The 18,862-nt window shown below is 63.3% G+C and carries 15 protein-coding genes; 13 read left to right on the forward strand and 2 right to left on the reverse strand.

The window, feature by feature from the left end; all coding sequences use genetic code 11:
• The first annotated feature begins 221 nt into the window (after positions 1-221).
• From MESAU_RS17070 to MESAU_RS17115, 9 genes are all read left to right on the forward strand, one after another.
• The gene (locus MESAU_RS17070) at positions 222-2,018 is read left to right on the forward strand and encodes an acetolactate synthase 3 large subunit (protein WP_015317292.1); all 1,797 of its coding nucleotides are present in this window, start codon (positions 222-224) and stop codon (positions 2,016-2,018) included.
• A gap of 78 nt (positions 2,019-2,096) precedes the next feature.
• Entirely contained in the window at positions 2,097-2,672 is a 576-nt protein-coding gene (gene ilvN, locus MESAU_RS17075; protein WP_013894763.1) for an acetolactate synthase small subunit, read from the forward strand.
• Between the two features lie 425 nt (positions 2,673-3,097).
• Positions 3,098-3,694, forward strand: coding sequence for a LysE family translocator (locus MESAU_RS17085; RefSeq protein ID WP_015317294.1), 597 nt, complete (start codon positions 3,098-3,100; stop codon positions 3,692-3,694).
• A gap of 235 nt (positions 3,695-3,929) precedes the next feature.
• Positions 3,930-5,192, forward strand: a complete 1,263-nt coding sequence (locus MESAU_RS17090; protein ID WP_015317295.1) for an efflux RND transporter periplasmic adaptor subunit — start codon at positions 3,930-3,932, stop codon at positions 5,190-5,192.
• Positions 5,189-8,350: an efflux RND transporter permease subunit gene (locus tag MESAU_RS17095; RefSeq protein WP_015317296.1), complete on the forward strand. Its 3,162-nt coding sequence runs from the start codon at positions 5,189-5,191 to the stop codon at positions 8,348-8,350. The genes MESAU_RS17090 and MESAU_RS17095 overlap by 4 nt, the downstream gene beginning before the upstream one ends.
• 78 nt (positions 8,351-8,428) lie before the next feature.
• Positions 8,429-9,034, forward strand: a complete 606-nt coding sequence (nthA, locus tag MESAU_RS17100; RefSeq protein WP_015317297.1) for a nitrile hydratase subunit alpha — start codon at positions 8,429-8,431, stop codon at positions 9,032-9,034.
• Positions 9,031-9,690: a nitrile hydratase subunit beta gene (gene nthB, locus MESAU_RS17105; RefSeq protein WP_015317298.1), complete on the forward strand. Its 660-nt coding sequence runs from the start codon at positions 9,031-9,033 to the stop codon at positions 9,688-9,690. The genes nthA and nthB overlap by 4 nt, the downstream gene beginning before the upstream one ends.
• Positions 9,677-10,042 carry a nitrile hydratase accessory protein gene (locus MESAU_RS17110; RefSeq protein WP_015317299.1) on the forward strand — a complete coding sequence of 122 codons (366 nt, stop codon included), beginning with the start codon at positions 9,677-9,679 and terminating at the stop codon, positions 10,040-10,042. Before nthB ends, MESAU_RS17110 begins: the two co-directional genes overlap by 14 nt.
• Positions 10,043-10,168: 126 nt before the next feature.
• Positions 10,169-11,296 carry an ATP-dependent DNA helicase gene (locus MESAU_RS17115; RefSeq protein WP_015317300.1) on the forward strand — a complete coding sequence of 376 codons (1,128 nt, stop codon included), beginning with the start codon at positions 10,169-10,171 and terminating at the stop codon, positions 11,294-11,296.
• A gap of 25 nt (positions 11,297-11,321) precedes the next feature.
• Here the strand turns inward: MESAU_RS17115 and MESAU_RS17120 are convergent, their stop codons facing one another.
• Entirely contained in the window at positions 11,322-11,750 is a 429-nt protein-coding gene (locus tag MESAU_RS17120; protein WP_015317301.1) for a SpoIIAA family protein, read from the reverse strand.
• A gap of 160 nt (positions 11,751-11,910) precedes the next feature.
• Here MESAU_RS17120 and MESAU_RS17125 point away from each other — a divergent pair, with 160 nt between their 5' ends.
• From MESAU_RS17125 to MESAU_RS17140, 4 genes are all read left to right on the forward strand, one after another.
• The gene (locus tag MESAU_RS17125) at positions 11,911-12,651 is read left to right on the forward strand and encodes a pyridoxine 5'-phosphate synthase (RefSeq protein ID WP_015317302.1); all 741 of its coding nucleotides are present in this window, start codon (positions 11,911-11,913) and stop codon (positions 12,649-12,651) included.
• A gap of 96 nt (positions 12,652-12,747) precedes the next feature.
• Complete coding sequence (locus tag MESAU_RS17130) at positions 12,748-14,661, forward strand: potassium transporter Kup (RefSeq protein WP_015317303.1); 1,914 nt, start codon at positions 12,748-12,750, stop codon at positions 14,659-14,661.
• Positions 14,662-14,853: 192 nt separating this feature from the next.
• The gene (locus tag MESAU_RS17135; RefSeq protein WP_015317304.1) at positions 14,854-16,773 is read left to right on the forward strand and encodes a potassium transporter Kup; all 1,920 of its coding nucleotides are present in this window, start codon (positions 14,854-14,856) and stop codon (positions 16,771-16,773) included.
• A 36-nt stretch (positions 16,774-16,809) separates the two neighbouring features.
• On the forward strand, positions 16,810-17,850 hold the full coding sequence (locus tag MESAU_RS17140; RefSeq protein ID WP_015317305.1) for an SDR family oxidoreductase: 1,041 nt from the start codon (positions 16,810-16,812) through the stop codon (positions 17,848-17,850).
• 34 nt (positions 17,851-17,884) lie between these two features.
• Here MESAU_RS17140 and MESAU_RS17145 read toward each other — a convergent pair whose 3' ends face one another.
• Entirely contained in the window at positions 17,885-18,772 is an 888-nt protein-coding gene (locus MESAU_RS17145; RefSeq protein WP_015317306.1) for an SDR family oxidoreductase, read from the reverse strand.
• Positions 18,773-18,862 lie beyond the last annotated feature (90 nt).

Here is an 18,862-nt window from a genome sequence, read left to right on the forward strand (position 1 = left end):
CGTGCGGTACCCCATTGACGACCCCGCGACTTCGCCTTTATGGTCCGCCACCATGAAAACGGCACTCATTCTCGTAGGAAGGCGCGTGGGCAAGGCGGTGTAACCGCCGGGCGAAAACCCCCCATGCGCAGACACAGGCTCCCTCGGGGGCCTTTTTTATTGCCTGAAACACGACTAAACGACCAGCAACGCCCAATGGCGGACAGTACGGGACCAGACCGATGAGCAATGGACAGAACGAGCGGCGCGAGATGGCAGGTAGGGAAATGACCGGCGCCGAAATGGTGGTGCAGGCGCTGAAGGACAATGGCGTCAAGCATGTCTTCGGTTATCCCGGCGGCGCCGTTCTCCCGATCTATGACGAGATCTTCCAGCAGGACGAGGTCGAGCACATCCTCGTGCGGCACGAGCAGGGCGCCGGCCATGCGGCAGAGGGATATGCGCGGTCGACCGGCAAGGCCGGCGTCATGCTGGTGACATCGGGTCCCGGCGCCACCAATGCGGTGACGCCGCTGCAGGATGCGCTGATGGATTCGATCCCGCTGGTCTGCCTGACCGGTCAGGTGCCGACCTCGCTCATCGGCTCCGACGCGTTCCAGGAATGCGACACGGTCGGCATTACGCGGCCCTGCACCAAGCACAACTGGCTGGTGAAGGACGTCAACGAACTCGCCGCGACCATCCACGAGGCGTTCCATGTCGCGACGACCGGCCGTCCCGGTCCGGTCGTGGTCGACATCCCGAAGGACGTGCAGTTCGCCAAGGGCTTTTATGTGCCGCCGCAGATCGCGCCGCGCACCAGCTACCAGCCCAAGGTCCAGGGCGACCTGGAGAAGATCAAGGCGGCGGTCGAACTGATGGCCGGCGCCAGGAAACCGGTGATCTATTCGGGCGGCGGTGTCATCAATTCCGGCCCTGAAGCGAGCCATCTCTTGCGCGAACTGGTCGACCTCGCCGGTTTCCCGATCACCTCGACGCTGATGGGGCTCGGCGCCTACCCGGCGTCGGGCAAGAACTGGCTCGGCATGCTCGGCATGCACGGCACCTACGAAGCCAACATGGCCATGCATGACTGCGACGTCATGCTCTGCATCGGCGCGCGCTTCGACGACCGTATCACCGGCAGGCTGAATGCGTTCTCGCCGAACTCGCGCAAGATCCACATCGATATCGATCCGTCCTCGATCAACAAGAACGTCCACACCGAAGTGCCCATCATCGGTGATGTCGGGCGGGTGCTGGAAGACATGGTGCGGCTGTGGCGGGCAACCGCCAAGGCCGACAAGAAGGCGCTCTACCCCTGGTGGGAGCAGATCGCCAAATGGCGCGGGCGCGATTCACTCGCCTTCAAGATGAACAACGACGTGATCATGCCGCAATACGCCATCCAGCGGCTCTACGAGCTGACCAAGGACATGGATACCTACATCACCACCGAGGTCGGCCAGCACCAGATGTGGGCGGCGCAGCATTATCATTTCGAGAAGCCGAACCGCTGGATGACCTCGGGCGGGCTGGGCACGATGGGCTACGGCCTGCCTGCCGCGCTCGGCGTGCAGATCGCGCATCCCGATGCGCTGGTCGTCGATATTGCCGGCGATGCTTCGGTGCAGATGACCATGCAGGAGATGAGCGCCGCCGTGCAGCACGACGCGCCGATCAAGATCTTCATCCTCAACAACCAGTATATGGGCATGGTGCGCCAGTGGCAGCAGCTGCTGCACGGCAATCGGTTGTCGCACTCCTACACCGAAGCGATGCCCGATTTCGTCAAGCTGGCCGAGGCCTATGGCGGCCATGGCATTCGCTGCGACAAGCCAGACGAACTGGATGACGCGATCAAGGAGATGATCTCGGTCAGGAAACCGGTGCTGTTCGACTGCCGCGTGGCGACGCTCGCCAACTGCTTCCCGATGATCCCGTCTGGCAAGGCGCATAACGAGATGCTGTTGCCGGACGAGGCCACCGACGAGGTAGTGGCCAATGCAATCGACGCCAAGGGCAGGGAACTGGTGTAGACGACGGACCGGGGCAGGGCTTGTCAAGATAAGCCGTGCGGAAACAGATAGTTAGATCAAGAATTTGAGATTCATGTCATGAACGCACAGCACCTTCAACCCACCGGTTCCGCCTACTTCATCGCCAAGGAAACGGAACGGCCGGAAAACCACACGCTTTCCGTGCTGGTCGATAACGAACCGGGCGTGCTCGCCCGGGTCATCGGCCTGTTTTCCGGGCGTGGCTACAACATCGAGAGCCTGACCGTCTCGGAAACCGAGCATGAAAAACACCTGTCGCGCATCACCATCGTGACGCGCGGCACGCCGCATGTGCTGGAGCAGATCAAGCATCAGCTCGAGCGCATCGTGCCGGTGCATCGCGTGGTCGATCTCACCGTGCGTTCGCACGAGTTCGGACAGGAGCGGCCGCTGGAACGGGAACTGGCGCTGGTCAAGGTTGCCGGCACCGGCGAGGCCCGGGTCGAGGCGCTCAGGCTCGCCGACGCGTTCCGCGCCAGCGTCATCGACGCCAACACCGAGCATTTTATCTTCGAGATCACCGGCAAGGGCTCCAAGCTCGACCAGTTCATCGCCATTATGAAGCCGCTCGGCCTGGTCGAGATCTGCCGCACCGGCGTGGCAGCCATGAACCGCGGCCCGCAGGGGATGTAGCAGTCATACGAAATTAAAGTTCAGCAATCACGGTCGGGCGAGGCGATCCGAAAAGCGAACTGAGACTTGGTGGCGCATGACCCCACGACAAGATCTGGTGATACATGTGATGATGTACGCACTGATCGCATACTCGATCTGGGTGCTTGCCCACGGCTGGGTGACGATGACAGTCCCAGCCTTACGAGGCAATGAATGGGTTGCCTATGCGGATAATCCAACCAGATTCTGGGACCTGATCTTCTTCCACGCGGGGTCCATTGTCATCTTCAGTTGGCTTCTCTGGGCTCTGAAGTATCGCCGTCGGAACTGACGCGCCGCTGGCCGTACAGGCGGATCACTGCGGCGCGCATTGGACCACTCGAATGACGTTGCGTCCGGCGCCCGGTCGATTTAAGTCAGTATTGCTGACCTTTGGAGCCGTCATGACCCTCGACGCCTTCCTTGCCCTGCTGCTCTACGCCCTGGTGACCTCGGTCACGCCGGGCCCGAACAACTTTATGCTGCTGGCGTCGGGCGTGAATTTCGGCATCGTGCGGACTATCCCGCATATGCTCGGCATCAGCATCGGATTTCTCGTCCTTTTGCTTGCCGTCGGCTTCGGGCTTGGGGCGGTGCTGACCGCGTTCCCCGCGCTGCACACCGGGCTTAAGATCGCCGGCGCCGTCTATCTGCTCTACCTGGCCTGGAAGATTGCCATGTCCCGCTCGCTCAGCGGCAAGGGCGAGACGGATGCGCGGCCGATGCGATTCATCGATGCGGCGGCCTTCCAGTGGGTCAACCCCAAGGCTTGGGTGATGGCAATCACCGCGATGGCCGTCTATACCAATCCCGAACGGCCATTCTTGTCCGTCATTCTGATCGGCGTGGCCTTCACCGTGGTCAATCTTCCCAGCGTCTCGGTCTGGGCCGGATTCGGCACGGCACTGCGCGGCTTCCTGTCCGACCCGGTGCGGTTGAAATGGTTCAACATCGCCATGGGCGTGCTGCTGGCGGCGACGCTTTGGCCGATGCTGCGCTAGATAAGGCTGCCCTCTCGGAGGCCATTTTTCCGAGCCCATCCGGCTTCCGGCTTTGAGGATAGCCGGCTGCACAGCTATTGTGCAGTGCACATTAAATCTTCGTAATGCCGTGTTTTGGCCCTTTTCCGACAAACCCGCGTCCTATCTATTCGGCGAAATCGCGGCAGTGAGCCGGGAATTGCGCTAGAATACGACCACCTGGCTATGGCGTGTCGGACGGAGAGGTCTTTTGTCGATGCGTGGAAAAGTCATGCTTTCATTGCTGGCGGTCGCCTGTGTCGGCGCGGCCTGGCTCTATCTGTCGCCGGACGCGCTGAACAAGGCTCAGCAGTTCCTCGGCGCAAAGCAGGTCGCCGCGACAGACAAGCCAGCGACCGACAAGCCGGCGGCGGGGGACAAGGCGGCGGGTGGCGGCAACGGTGCCCGTTCGGCCTCGATCGTTTCGGCGACGGCGACGACCGCGGATTTCCCGATCCGCCGCTATGCCATTGGCTTCGTCTCCTCTCCGGCCGTGGTCAACATCAACGCGCGCGTCTCCAGCCAGATCGTGTCGATCGACGTCAAGGACGGGCAGATGGTGAAGGCGGGCGACCTCCTGTTCTCACTCGACGATCGGGCGCTGAAGGCGCAACTCGCCAAGGACCAGGCAGCGCTTGCCAAGGACCAGGCGCTGCTTGCCAGCTCGAACTCCGACCTTCAGCGCGCCAAGGACCTTGTCGCCAAGCAGGCCGGTACGCAGCAGACCTACGACCAGGCCGTTGCCGCGCAGAAGGCGGCGGCGGCGACCGTCGATGCCGACAAGGCGACGATCGACGCCGACAATGTCCAGCTTGGCTTTGCCACCATCACCGCGCCGATCGCCGGCAGGCTGGGTGCCGTGAATGTCGCCGTCGGCGACCTCGTCACCGTCAGCAACGGCAACAGCAGCACGGCGACGCCACTGGTAACCATCACCCAGATGGACCCGCTGCAGGTCAACTTCAATCTGCCGGAAAGCAACCTTGCGCTGCTTCACAAGGCGCTTGCCAATCCACAGCAGAACGCGGTGACGTTGATCCAGAACGGCGACCCGACGCCGATCGGCAAGGGTACGCTCGATTTCGTCGATTCCAGCGTCGACACCGCATCGGGCACGATCGCGACGCGGGCAAGCATTCCGAATGCCGATCTTTCCCTTTGGCCGGGCCAGTATGTGAATGTCGTGCTCGACGCCGGCATCATGCCGCGGATGACCTCGGTTCCGACCGTGGCGGTGCAGCCCAGCCAGAAGGGGCCGTTCGTGTACGTGGTCAAGCCGGACAGCACTGTCGAGATGCGGCCGGTGCAGGTGGCGCTGACCGAAGGCGCAAACAGCGCCATCAGCCAGGGGCTGAAAAGCGGCGAGAAGGTCGTCACCGAGGGCCAGACAAGGCTGAAGAACGGCGCCGCGGTGCATGAAGGCAAGGCGGCCGCGCCGAAGGTGGCCGAGGCGACCAACGCCGGCGAGGCGGCCCAATGATCTCCGAATTCTGTATCCGCAGGCCGGTCGCCACCCTTCTGATGTCGTTCGCCCTCGTGCTGGGCGGACTGTTCGCCTACAAATTCCTGCCGGTGGCGGCACTGCCGAGCGCCGAATTCCCGGTCGTCAACGTCTCGGCCTCGCTGCCCGGCGCTTCGCCGGAAACCATGGCCACATCGGTGGCGACGCCGCTGATCAAGCAGTTCGCGACCATCGCCGGCATCGATTCCATTTCGACCACCAACTCGCTCGGCCAGACCTCGATCGCCATCCAGTTCGTGCTCAACCGCAACATCGACGCGGCCGCCGCCGACGTCCAGGCGGCGATCGCGCGCACGCAGAAATCGCTACCGCCGCAGATGACGGCGCCGCCAAGCTACCGCAAGGTCAATCCGGCCGATGCGCCGATCCTCTTGATGTCGCTGGTCAGCGACACGGTGCCGCTGACCGACCTCGATGCCTTCGCCGAAAACGTCATCTCGCCGTCGCTGTCGACCATCGACGGCGTCGCGCAGGTCTCGATCTTCGGCCAGCAGAAATACGCGGTGCGCATCCAGATCGATCCGACCGCGCTTGCCGCGCGCGGCATCTCGATCGATCAGCTGCAGGCGGCGGTCGCGTCCGCCAACAGCAACACGCCGCTCGGCGTGCTGCAGAACAACAAGCAGCAGCTCACCATCACCGCCAACACGCAGCTTACCGACGCGGCCGGTTTCTCAAACCTCATCATCGCCACCAAGAACGGCCACCCGGTGCGGCTGGGCGAGGTGACCCGTGTCGTCGATTCGGTGCAGACCACCACGACCGCAAGCTGGTATGACGGTACCCGCGCGATCATCATGGCGGTGCAGCGCCAGCCGGACGCCAACACGGTCGACGTCGTCGACAAGGTCAAGGCGATGCTGCCGTCCTTCCAGGACCAGATGCCGGCCGCAGCCCAGATCAAGCTGCTCAACGACCGCTCGAGCTCGATCCGCCAGGCGGTCGACGACGTGCAGTTCACGCTGCTTTTGACCATCGCGCTGGTGGTGATGGTGATCTTCGTGTTCCTGCGTCGCGTCACGGCGACCATCATCCCGGCCGTGGCGGTGCCGATCTCGCTGATCGCCACGCTCGGCGCGATGTTCCTGTTCGGCTTTTCCATCGACAACATATCGCTGATGGGCCTGACGCTCGCCGTCGGCCTTGTCGTCGACGATGCCATCGTGATGCTCGAAAACATCTTCCGCCATATGGAAGAGGATGGGCTGTCGGCCTTCGACGCGTCGCTGAAGGGCGCGCGCGAAATCGGTTTCACCATCATCTCGATCTCGATCTCGCTAGTGGCGGTGTTCATCCCGGTGCTTCTGATGGGTGGCGTGATCGGGCGCATCTTCAACGAGTTCGCCGTCGTGGTGACCGTCGCCATCCTGGCCTCCATGTTCGTGTCGCTGACGCTGACGCCGATGTTGTGCTCGCGGCTGCTGTCGGTGACCAAGGCCGACCGCGAGGCACATGGTGCTGGCCACAAGCGCGATTTCCTCACGCGCGGCTACGATCGGATTCTGAGCTTCTGCCTGCGGCACACCTTCCTGGTGTTCCTCGTCTTCGTCGGCACCGCGGCAGCCTCGGTGTGGCTGATCGAGGTTTCGCCGAAGGGTTTCTTCCCGCAAGAAGATATCGGCCAGATTTCGGTGACCACCATCGCGCGCCAGGACATTTCGTTCGACGCCATGGCCAAGCTGCAAGGGCAGGTGGCCAGCGTGTTCTCGAAGTCACCCTATGTCGACCATGTGGCGTGGTCGGCGGGCAGCGGTAACAATGCGCTGAACCAGGGACAGCTCTTCGTCCAGCTCAAGGGCAAGGACCAGCGTCCCGATATCGAGAAGGTGCTTGCGGATCTGCGCAAGCAACTGGCCGGCGTGGCGGGTATCGAGACCTACATGCAGCCGGTGCAGAATCTGCGGCTCGGCTCGCGCTCGTCGGCCAGTGCCTACCAGCTTGTGGTTCAGGGCCTCGATACCGGCCTGACGGATCAGTGGGCGCAGAAACTGAATGACGCGATGGCGGCCGACCACATGACCTTCACCGACGTCACCAGCGACCTGCAGAACAACGCCTTGCAGGCGACGCTGGTGGTGGACCGCGACAAGGCCGCCCAACTCGGTATCGACACCGACACGCTGCGCTCGGCTCTTTATGGCGGGTTCGGCACCAACCAGGTTTCAACGATCTTCGGCTCGGCCGACAGTTACGAAGTCATCGCCGAACTCGATCCCAAGATCGAATGGTCGCCGGAGCGGATGCTTGCCATCCAGATGCGGACGGCGAGCGGCAGCCTAGTGCCGCTCGGCGCCTTCGCCAGGGTCGACCGCACGGCCGGAGCCTTGACGGTCAACCAGCTCGGCCAGCTTCCGGCGGTGACGATCTCCTACAACCTGCCGCAGGGCGTGGCGCTGGGCGACAGTGTGAAACGCATCGACGCGCTGAAAGAGCAGATCGGCATGCCGACGGCGATCTCCACGACCTTCGCCGGCACCGCCAAGACCTTCCAGGATTCGCTTGCCAACCAGGGCCTGCTGGTCGGCGGCGCCATCCTGACCATCTATATCGTGCTCGGCATTCTGTATGAGAGCTTCATCCACCCGCTCACCATTCTGACCGGCCTGCCGTCGGCTGTGCTCGGGGCGGTTGTCGCCTTGCGCTTCGCCGGCATGGATCTGTCCGTCATCGCGGTGATCGGCATCCTGATGCTCATCGGCATCGTCAAGAAGAACGGCATCATGATGGTCGACGTCGCGCTTGAACTGCGACGAGAGGGCATGTCGGCCACCGATTCCATCCACAAAGCCTGCCTGATGCGGTTCAGGCCGATCATGATGACGACGCTGGCGGCACTGATGGGCACGTTCCCGATCGCGCTCGGCACCGGCGCCAGCGCGGAACTGCGCCAGCCGCTGGGCGTTGCCGTCGTCGGCGGCCTGCTCGCCTCGCAGGCGCTGACCCTGTTCGTGACACCGGTGATCTACGTCTACATGGAGAATTTCTCGGGCTGGCTGGTCGGACTCATGCCGAAGCGCAAGGCCGAGTTGCACCTGGTCGAAGAGGGCGACCAGCCCTCGCTATTCGGCACCAATGACGACATCCCCGGTGAGCCGCAGAAGACCGCCGCCGAGTAGCAGGTCGCCACGCACCCAGTTCCGCTGGCCCAAGCCGTGATGCTTGCGGCCGGCGGATCGGAACTTTAGTTTGCCGTCATGTCCCACGATCATGACCACGACAACGAACTCGATCCGTTTGCCGCGCGGGTGCGCGCGCTGGAAACCATCCTGACCCGCAAGGGGCTGATCGATCCGGCTGCGATCGACGTCATCGTAGATACCTACGAGACGAAGATCGGTCCGCGCAACGGCGCCCGGGTGGTGGCCAAGGCCTGGAGCGATCCCGCTTTTGCCGCGTGGCTGAGGCGCGACGCGACGGCGGCGATCGAATCGCTGAGCTATACCGGTCGGCAAGGCGAGCATATGCAGGCGGTGTTCAACACCGGGAATACCCACAACCTCGTCGTCTGCACATTGTGCTCCTGTTATCCGTGGTCGGTGCTTGGCCTGCCGCCGGTGTGGTACAAGGCGCCGCCCTACAGGTCGCGCGCGGTGATCGATCCGCGCGGCGTGCTCGAGGAGTTCGGGCTGGTGCTGCCGGCCGGGACGAAGATACGCGTCTGGGATTCGACAGCGGAACTGCGCTATCTCGTCGTGCCGATGCGACCGGAGGGAACCGAAGGCTGGAGCGAGGAGCGGCTGGCCGAGCTGGTGAGCCGCGATGCCATGATCGGCACGGCTCTGGCGAGTCACCCGGCATGAACGGGCCGCAGGATCTCGGCGGACAGATGGGTTTCGGGCCGGTCGCGCCCGAACGAGACGAGCCGTATTTCCATGCCGACTGGGAGAGGCGGGCGCTCGGCTTGACGCTCTGCGCCGGCGGCATGGGCGCCTGGAACATCGACGAGAGCCGGCACGCACGGGAATCGCTGCATCCGGCCGATTATTATGGCTCCAGCTACTATCAGATCTGGATCAAGGCACTGGAGATCCTGCTCAAGCGGCACGGCTTCGTCAGCGAGCGCGACCTCGGGGCAGGCGAGGCGATCGATCCGGCGACGACTCCGAAACGGGTGCTGAAGGCGGAAAACGTTCCGGCCGTGCTGGCCAAGGGCGGTCCGTGTGACCGGCCGGTCGAGACAGCGCCGCGCTTCAAGGCTGGTGATTCGGTGCGGACCAAAAACTTCAATCCGACCGGCCATACCAGGCTGCCGCGCTATGCGCGCGACAAGAACGGGACGATCGAGGCCGTGCGCGACGGCTTCGTCTTCCCCGACAGCAATGCGCATGGGCAGGGCGAGAATCCGCAATGGGTCTATACCGTGGTTTTCGATGGCACGGAAATCTGGGGCGAGGGCGCCGACCCGACACTGACCGTCTCGATCGACGCCTGGGAGAGCTATCTTGAGCCGGCCTGAAGCGAAGGGATCCGCCGCCAGTTTGCCCGCCGGCTTCGACGCACCGGTGTTCGCCGAGCCATGGCAGGCCGAAGCCTTCGCCATGACTGTGGCACTGCACGACAAGGGCCTGTTTTCGTGGAACGAATGGGCGGATGCCCTGTCAGCCGAGGTGAAGAAGCCGGATGCCGCGGCGGACGGCCATGACTATTACGAGCATTGGCTGGCGGCGCTGGAAGGGCTGCTCGCCTCCAAGGGGCTGGCTGCCAAGCCGGACGTCGATGCGATGGCGCGGGCCTGGGAGCGCGCCGCGCACGCCACGCCACACGGCAAGCCGATCCTGCTGGAGAACGATCCGCACGCTGCCAACTGAATTTTCGTTCCCTTTACGTTCTTGCTTGCGGCTGATAGCCTGAACAGCAGGGAAGTTCGCCACCGGCGTGTCGATGGTGGTGGCGGCGATCTTGTGTTTGCCTCGCGAATCCGGTCACACGATCAGATGGAATTTTCACCCCAACAAGATGAGGCGCTGCAAGCGGTCGCCCGCTGGCTGAAGACCGGCACGCCGCAGCTGTTCCGGCTGTTTGGCTATGCCGGCACCGGCAAGACGACGCTGGCGCGCTATTTCGCCGAACATGTCGACGGCCAGGTGCAGTTCGCAGCCTTCACCGGCAAGGCCGCCCAGGTGCTGCGCTCCAAGGGCGCGGTCAACGCCCGCACCATCCATTCGCTGATCTACCGGCCCAAGGGCGAGGAATCGGTGGCCGACGAGGTCACCGGCAAGACCTCGATGTCGCCAACCTTCTCACTCAACCGGCAGAGCCCGATCTCGCGCGCCAAACTGGTCGTCATCGACGAGTGCTCGATGGTCGACGAGCAGCTTGGCCGTGACCTGATGAGTTTCGGCACGCCGATCCTGGTGCTGGGCGACCCCGGCCAGTTGCCGCCGATCTCGGGTGGCGGCTTCTTCACCGACCATAAGCCAGACTTCCTGCTGACCGAGATCCACCGGCAGGCGCGCGACAATCCGATCCTGCGGCTGGCGCTCGATGTGCGCGAGGGCCGCGAATTCATGCGCGGCGACTACGGCACCGCGAAGGTGATCGGCAAGGAAGACGTCAATCAGGAACTGGTGCTGAGGGCGGACCAGGTGCTGGTCGGCACCAACCGCACGCGGCGGCGCTACAACCAGCGCCTGCGCGAGCTCAAGGGCTTCAATGCCGATTATCCGCAAGCCGGCGACAAGCTGGTGTGCCTGCGCAACGATCCCGCCAAGGGCTTGCTCAACGGCTCGCTGTGGAAGGTGATGACCTCGTCGCGCGAGACGGTCAAGCCCGGGATCAATCTTCTGGTTTCGCCCGAGGAGGACGATCCGGATCGCGGCGTCGCGAAAATCAAGTTGCTGAAGGCGGCGTTCGAGGATCCTGACGCCGAAATCTCTTGGCAGCAGAAGAAGCGCTTCGACGATTTCGACTATGGCTATGCGCTGACGGTGCACAAGGCGCAGGGCTCGCAGTGGAACGAGATCGTGCTGTTCGACGAGAGCTGGGCCTTCAAGGAAACGCGCCAGCGCTGGCTTTACACAGCTATCACCCGGGCCGCCGAACGCCTGACCATCGTCAGGTAGAAGGGGGGTAGCCGGGAGAACCGTTTCATCCTCTTTCTGGAGCGGCGGTCGCCTCCTCACTCGTCGGCCGCGCGCCGAGCCATTCCCAGGCAGCGGCTTCGTCCTCGATCTTGAAATGCCTGAATTCGACGGGCGAGGAAGCCGGCAAGGCGTGTCGTGCATTCGGCGTCCAGTCAGGGGCGCCGATCGCCGCGCAACGGCCAATATGTTCCAATGCATGGACGGCACCCTTCTTGATGGTCTCGTCCGAGATGTCGGCCCAGTCGACGCCCTCATGATCGACTATGCGCACGGCCACGTCGATTTTCTGATGGAGCAAATAGGCCGCCTCCAGCAGGCCGAACAGGTTTTCGGCATCGGCGGCCGAGACATGGCCGACCACATCGATGGCAAAGAGGTCGTCGCGGCTGGTCTCGATGCGGCGGATCGCCGGCACGGATTGGAGGAAATTCAAGGTGGTGCCTCCCTTTCGTGGAGTATGTTGGTCTTCTGGAACACCGGAAAGGCCCTATCTGTTCCCGTCAAAGACGCTATAGATGCGCCGTCTCAAATGCGCCGTGCCGGAACGAATGAGCGTGGCGCGCCTCGATCGCCTGTTTCACGGACGCCAAACCATGCCAGCCAAGCTTTCCGTCAACCTCAACGCCATCGCCATGCTGCGCAACCGGCGCGACCTGCCGTGGCCCAATGTGATCGCTGTCGGACGCCTCGCCCTTGCCGCCGGAGCGCATGGGCTGACGGTGCATCCGCGCCCCGACGAACGTCACACAAGGCATTCCGACCTGCCCGAGATCAGGGCGCTGATCGACGACGAGTTCCCGCAGGCGGAATTCAACATCGAGGGCTACCCAAGCGAGGATTTCCTGGCGCTGGTGGAGAAGCATCAGCCCGAACAGGTGACGCTTGTGCCCGACGATCCCTCCCAGGCAACCTCCGACCATGGCTGGAACTTCGTCACCGATGCGGCGTTGCTGACGCCGATCGTCAGACGCCTGAAGAAGGGTGGTTTCAGGGTCTCGCTGTTTTCCGATGCCGACCCCGCCGGCATGGCGGCCGCGCGCGACACGGGCGCCGATCGTATCGAACTCTATACCGGTCCTTATGGCAGCTACCATTCCGATTCAGGTAAGGCGGCCAAAGAACTGGAAAGATTGGGCGAAACCGCTGACGCGGCATTTGCCGCCGGTCTCCAGGTCAATGCCGGGCACGATCTGACGGTGGCCAATCTGCCCGCGCTGGCCAGGCGCATTCCGGCATTGGCCGAAGTGTCGATCGGACATGGGTTGACAGCCGACGCGTTGGAGTATGGCATGGCCGGCACAGTGGGCCGGTTCCTCAGGGCCTGCGGTTGGTAGGGGGCAATGCTTCGTATTGGTATGGCAGCCATCGCGTGCATTTGATATCGTATCGCAGCATGCATAAAGCACCGCGCGCTTATCGGAGAGTGGTCGATGGCCCTTGCCAATAGCGGGAGCGAAGCTGAAACCGTCGAGCAATCGAGCCATGCCGGGGTCGAGCAGCACAGCACCAAGGTTCTCATGCTGGGCGCACTCGGCGTTGTCTATGGCGACATAGGCACAAGTCCGATCTACGCCTTTCGCGAGGCGCTTCACGCTTCGCCCGGCATCGATACGCGCGTTCACGTGCTTGGCGTGCTGTCGCTGATCGTCTGGGCGCTGACGATCATCGTGACCGTCAAATACGTTGCCTTCGTGCTTCGTGCCGACAACAAGGGCGAAGGCGGCACGCTGTCGCTGATGTCATTGGCACGCAGCGCCTATCCCAAAGGCGCTCGACTGATTCTGGTGATCGGTCTTTGCGGCGCGGCGCTGTTTTTCGGCGATTCGATCATAACGCCGGCCATCTCGGTGCTGTCGGCGGTCGAAGGCCTCACCGTGGTCACCCCAACGCTCGACGCCTATGTCGTGCCGATCACGCTGGTCATCCTTGCCATCCTGTTCTCCGTGCAACGCTTCGGCACGGGAAAGGTGGCGGCGGTGTTCGGGCCGGTGACGGCGCTGTGGTTCCTGGCCATCGGCGTTGCCGGCATCTATCACTTGATGGACGATCCATCGATCCTGCTTGCCATCAATCCCTATTACGCGGTCATTTATCTGGCCAGCACACCGACCGCCGCCTTTGTCACCGTCGGCGCCGTGTTCCTGGCGGTAACCGGGGCTGAGGCGCTTTATGTCGATCTCGGCCATTTCGGACGCAAGCCGATCGTGCTGGCATGGTTTTCCGTGGTTTTCCCCTGCCTGCTGCTCAACTATTTCGGGCAGGGCGCCTTTGTGCTCGCCAATGACGGAAAACCGACCAATCCGTTCTTCCAGATGCTGCCTGACTGGGCACTGATGCCGATGGTGGGACTTGCAACGGCCGCGACGGTCATTGCCAGCCAGGCGGTCATTTCAGGAGCTTTTTCGCTGACCCGCCAGGCGGTGCAGCTCAATCTTCTGCCGCGCATCGAGGTGCAGCATACCTCGGAAATGCAGTCCGGGCAGATCTACATGCCGCGCGTCAACCTGCTCATAGCAATGGGTGTGATGCTGCTGGTGGTCGGTTTCGGCAGTTCGAGTTCGCTGGCGTCCGCCTACGGCATCTCGGTGACCGGCGAAATGCTGATGACGACGATCCTGCTGTTCGTGGTGATGCGCAAGATGTGGAAATGGAAGCTGGCGCTCGCCCTGGCGCTGACCTTGCTGTTCGGCGTCATCGACAGCGGCTTCTTCCTGGCCAATGTCGTGAAGATCGTGGAAGGCGGCTGGGTCTCGATCACCGTTGCCTGCCTGATGGGACTGATCATGTGGACGTGGATACGCGGCACCCGCTATCTCTTCGACAAGACCCGCCGCAACGAAATCCCGCTCGATTTCCTCGCCGGCAATCTGCTGAAGAAGAAGCCGCAGCTGGTGTCCGGCACCGCGGTGTTCCTGACCAGCGATCCCTTGAGCGCGCCGACCGCCCTGATGCACAGCCTCAAGCACTACAAGGTGCTGCACGAGCAGAACGTCATCCTTTCGGTGGTGACCGCGCCGCAGCCCGTCGTGCCCGACAGCGAACGCGTCAAGATGGAGACGGTCAACGAGTTGTTCATGCGGGTGACGCTGACCTTCGGCTACATGGAACAGCCCAACATCCCGCGCGCGCTGGCGATCTGCCGCAAGCAGGGCTGGAAATTCGACATCATGACGACGTCGTTCTTCCTGTCGCGGCGGTCGCTGAAAGCCTCGCCCAATTCAGGCATGCCGGTGTGGCAGGACCGGCTGTTCATCGGACTGGCGCGCTCGGCGGCCGACGCGACGGAGTATTTCCAGATCCCGACCGGCCGCGTCGTTGAAATCGGCACGCAGGTCGCCATTTAACAGACGTGCTCGCCGGCCCGCAGGTTTTGCCATGGGTCCGGACATGAGCCCGCGAATGCCGCATTGACCGGCATTCGCTCGAAGTCGCCCACAAGAAGCCGCGCGCTGCCAACATGAGTGCCATAACGTTACGGCACTTGATATTGCAGTGCAGCAAGCGTAGAGCACCGCGCGTTTATCGGAGTGTCGTACATGGCCCTTGCCAGTGCTGGTAATGAGGCAGAACCCGTCGACCAATCGAGCCATCCCGAAATCGAACAGCACAGCACCAAGGTGTTGATGCTGGGCGCGCTCGGCGTGGTCTATGGCGATATCGGCACCAGCCCGATCTATGCGTTCCGCGAGGCGCTGGTCGCGTCGTCGGGCGGGCAAGTTGCCGACCGTGGCGACATTCTTGGCGTTTTGTCGCTGATCATCTGGTCGCTGACGATCATCGTCACCATCAAATACATCATGTTCGTGCTGCGTGCCGACAATCGCGGCGAGGGCGGCGTGCTGTCGCTGATGGCGCTGGCGCGCGGCAGTTTTCCGAAACGCTCGGCGCTGATGCTCGGCATCGGCATCGTCGGCGCTTCGCTGTTTTTCGGCGACGCCGTCATCACGCCGGCGATTTCGGTGCTGTCGGCGGTCGAGGGCATGAATGTCGTCACCCCCACCTTCCAACCTTACGTCGTGCCACTGACGCTGGTCATCCTCGCCATGGTGTTCGCGGTTCAGCGTTTCGGCACCGGTGGCGTCGGGCTGGTCTTCGGCCCGGTGACAGCGATCTGGTTCCTGGCCATCGGCCTTTCCGGTCTCAAGCACATCATCGCCGATCCGGAGATCCTGTGGGCGGTCAGCCCGCACTATATCGTCGCCTTCCTGATCCATTCGCCCGATGTGGCTTTCGTCACCATCGGCGCCATCTTCCTTGCCGTCACCGGCGCGGAAGCGCTTTACGCCGATCTCGGCCATTTCGGCCGCAAACCCATCGTGCTCGCCTGGCTCTCGATCGTGTTCCCCTGCCTGCTGTTGAATTATGCCGGGCAGGGCGCCTTCGTGCTGGCGAAGAACGGCGTGGTCGGCCATCCGTTCTTCGAAATGAACGAGGGTTGGGCACTGATCCCGATGGTGGTGCTGGCGACGGCGGCGACGGTCATTGCCAGCCAGGCGGTCATTTCAGGGGCTTTTTCGCTGACCCGCCAGGCGGTGCAGCTCAACATGCTGCCCAGGCTCCAAATCCTGCACACGTCGGAAAAGCAGTCAGGCCAGATCTACATGCCGCGCGTCAACCTGCTGCTGGCGCTGGTGGTGATGATGCTGGTGGTCGGCTTCGGCGAGTCCAGCAAGCTGGCCTCCGCCTACGGCATCTCGGTGACCGGCAACATGCTGGTGACGACGGTGCTGCTCTATGTGGTCATGACCCGTATCTGGAAGTGGAAACTGTCGGTGGCGGTCCCGCTGACCGTGCTGTTCGCTTTCATCGATATCGGCTTCTTCGCCTCCAACATCGTCAAGGTGTTCGAAGGCGGCTGGGCGTCGCTGGTGGTGGCCTTCACCATCGTGCTGGGCATGTGGACCTGGGTGCGTGGCAGCCGCTATCTCTTCGACAAGACCCGCCGCAACGAAATCCCGCTCGATTTCCTCGCCGGCAATCTGCTGAAGAAGAAGCCGCAGCTGGTGTCCGGCACCGCGGTGTTCCTGACCAGCGATCCGCTCAGCGCGCCAACCGCGCTGATGCACAGCCTCAAACACTACAAGGTGCTGCACGAGCAGAACGTCATCCTTTCGGTGGTGACCGCGCCGCAGCCCGTCGTGCCCGACAGCGAGCGTGTCAAGATGGAGACGGTCAACGAGTTGTTCATGCGGGTGACGCTGACCTTCGGCTACATGGAACAGCCCAACATTCCGCGCGCGCTGGCGATCTGCCGCAAGCAGGGCTGGAAGTTCGACATCATGACGACGTCCTTCTTCCTGTCGCGGCGGTCGCTGAAAGCCTCGCCCAATTCAGGCATGCCGGTGTGGCAGGACAGGCTGTTCATCGGCCTGGCGCGCACGGCGGCCGACGCGACCGAATATTTCCAGATCCCGACCGGGCGTGTGGTAGAAATCGGCACGCAGGTGGCGATCTGACGAGGTCGATCGCCTCGGCCTGACGGGGAGGTGGCCATGGGCGGCGAATTGGTGCTTGTCACCGGCGGATCGGGTTTCCTCGGCGCGCACTGTATTCTTGCCCTGTTGAAGGCGGGCTATCGCGTGCGCACGACGGTGCGCGCCGCCAGGCGCGAAGCCGACGTTATCGCCATGCTCAAGGCCGGCGGCGGCGAGCCGGGCGACAGGCTTTCCTTTGCCATCGCCGACCTCATGAGCGATGCCGGCTGGCCCGACGCTGTCGCCGGCTGCGACTATGTCCTGCATGTCGCGTCACCATTTCCGCCCGGCGTGCCGAAGCATCAGGACGACCTGATCATCCCGGCTCGCGAAGGCGCGTTGCGCGTGCTCAGGGCGGCGCGAGACGCTGACGTCAAACGCGTCGTGCTGACCTCGTCCTTCGCCGCCATCGGCTATGGCAAGATGCCACCCGGCGGTCGGTCTTTCACCGAGGAGAGCTGGACCGATCCGACAGCCAAGGTCAGCGCCTATGTGAAATCGAAGACGCTCGCTGAGCGCGCGGCCTGGGATTTCATCGCCGCCGAGGGTGGCAAGCTGGAGTTGGCCGTCGTCAATCCGGTCGGCATTTTCGGACCAGTGCTCGGGTCCGACCATTCGACCTCCACCGAATTTGTTCAGCGCATGATGAACGGTGCGATGCCTGGGTTGCCGCACCTGTCGTTCGGCGTGGTCGACGCGCGCGACGTGGCGGACCTGCATGTGCGCGCAATGACCAATCCCGCCGCCAGTGGCGAGCGCTTCCTGGCCGTTGCCGGCGATTTCATGACCGTGCGGGAGATCGCCCAGACGGTGAAAACGCGGCTCGGCGCGGCCGCCTCGCGGGTCACGACGCGGGAGCTTCCCGATTGGTTGGTGCGGGTGGTGGGACTGTTCAACGCGGAAGCCGCGCAACTCGTGACGGAACTCGGCAAGGTCAAGAACGCCACCAACGCCAAGGCGGTGCGCATGCTCGGCTGGGCGCCACGCTCGCGCGAGGACGCGCTGGCCGCCACCGCCGAAAGCCTGGTCCGGCTCGGGCTGGTCAAGACCCCGAAATAGCGCGGCGGGAGAAAGACTTCCCGCCGCGCTGATATCAACCCGCCAGTGCGGCCTTGTTGGCCTCGAGGAACCGCTTCAGCGGTACCGATTTCCGACCGGAAAGTGTCTCAACCGAGTCCGTTACCATGCCAAGGTCGCCGGCGCGCGTGGCGGCGTCGAAGGACACCAGGAGCCTGGCAATCGGCTCGGGAAGCCCGGCTGCCTTCATGCCTTCGGTCAGCGCTTCATCGGAGAGCTGGACGACCTGGATCGGCTTGCCTGTGACTTCGGTGACGAGCACGGCGACTTCGGCTGATGTATAGGCCTTGGGGCCAGTCAGCGTGTAAGTCGTGCTTTCGGTGTTATCCGAAGCCAGCCCCGCGGCTATCGCCGCGGCGAGGTCGTCACGCGCGCCGTAGGAAATGGCGCCGTCGGCCGCCGACGTATACCATTGGCCCGATGCGAGGATTTGCGGCATCGCCATGAACAGGTTCTCGTCGTACCAGCCGTTGCGGAAGATCGTGTAGGGAATGCCGCTGGCCTTGATCGCCTGTTCGGTGTCGTAATGATCGGGGGCAAAGAGCACGGCGGAACCGGGTTCGGTGTTGGGCAACGAGGTGTAAAGCAGGTGGCCAACGCCAGCCTGCCTGGCCGCCGCGACGGCGGCAAGCTGCTGCTCGCGCCGTCCCTGGATCGCCAGCTCGTTGGTCGAAATGATGAGCGCCCGGTCGGCGCCCGCGAAGGCTTGGGCAAGCGAGGCCCGATCGTCGAAATCGGCCCCGCGAACGGTGACGCCGCGCGCCGACAGGTCGGCAAGATTGGCGGGCGTGCGGGTCGTGGCGATGATCCGGGCCGCCGGCACCTCGAACGTGTCCAGCAGATGGTTGATGACGCTGCGGCCGAGCTGGCCGGACGCGCCGGTGACGAGAAGAATTGCGGTCATGGGGGATCCTGACATTGCGCCGGAAGGGCGGTTCGGGTGGTGGTCTCAAAAAGAGACCAGCACTAAAATAGGAATTGACCCGGTGCCGTA

This window comes from Mesorhizobium australicum WSM2073, from assembly GCF_000230995.2.
Taxonomy (GTDB): Bacteria; Pseudomonadota; Alphaproteobacteria; order Rhizobiales; family Rhizobiaceae; genus Mesorhizobium; species Mesorhizobium australicum.

What these genes read in the sequence shown, in the direction of transcription:
- MESAU_RS17070 (WP_015317292.1), top strand. Translation starts at nt 222, where the DNA reads ATGAGCAATGGACAGAACGAGCGGCGCGAGATGGCAGGTAGGGAAATG.
- ilvN (WP_013894763.1), top strand. Translation starts at nt 2,097, where the DNA reads ATGAACGCACAGCACCTTCAACCCACCGGTTCCGCCTACTTCATCGCC.
- MESAU_RS17085 (WP_015317294.1), top strand. Translation starts at nt 3,098, where the DNA reads ATGACCCTCGACGCCTTCCTTGCCCTGCTGCTCTACGCCCTGGTGACC.
- MESAU_RS17090 (WP_015317295.1), top strand. Translation starts at nt 3,930, where the DNA reads ATGCGTGGAAAAGTCATGCTTTCATTGCTGGCGGTCGCCTGTGTCGGC.
- MESAU_RS17095 (WP_015317296.1), top strand. Translation starts at nt 5,189, where the DNA reads ATGATCTCCGAATTCTGTATCCGCAGGCCGGTCGCCACCCTTCTGATG.
- nthA (WP_015317297.1), top strand. Translation starts at nt 8,429, where the DNA reads ATGTCCCACGATCATGACCACGACAACGAACTCGATCCGTTTGCCGCG.
- nthB (WP_015317298.1), top strand. Translation starts at nt 9,031, where the DNA reads ATGAACGGGCCGCAGGATCTCGGCGGACAGATGGGTTTCGGGCCGGTC.
- MESAU_RS17115 (WP_015317300.1), top strand. Translation starts at nt 10,169, where the DNA reads ATGGAATTTTCACCCCAACAAGATGAGGCGCTGCAAGCGGTCGCCCGC.
- MESAU_RS17125 (WP_015317302.1), top strand. Translation starts at nt 11,911, where the DNA reads ATGCCAGCCAAGCTTTCCGTCAACCTCAACGCCATCGCCATGCTGCGC.
- MESAU_RS17130 (WP_015317303.1), top strand. Translation starts at nt 12,748, where the DNA reads ATGGCCCTTGCCAATAGCGGGAGCGAAGCTGAAACCGTCGAGCAATCG.
- MESAU_RS17135 (WP_015317304.1), top strand. Translation starts at nt 14,854, where the DNA reads ATGGCCCTTGCCAGTGCTGGTAATGAGGCAGAACCCGTCGACCAATCG.
- MESAU_RS17140 (WP_015317305.1), top strand. Translation starts at nt 16,810, where the DNA reads ATGGGCGGCGAATTGGTGCTTGTCACCGGCGGATCGGGTTTCCTCGGC.
- MESAU_RS17145 (WP_015317306.1), bottom strand. Translation starts at nt 18,772, where the DNA reads ATGACCGCAATTCTTCTCGTCACCGGCGCGTCCGGCCAGCTCGGCCGC.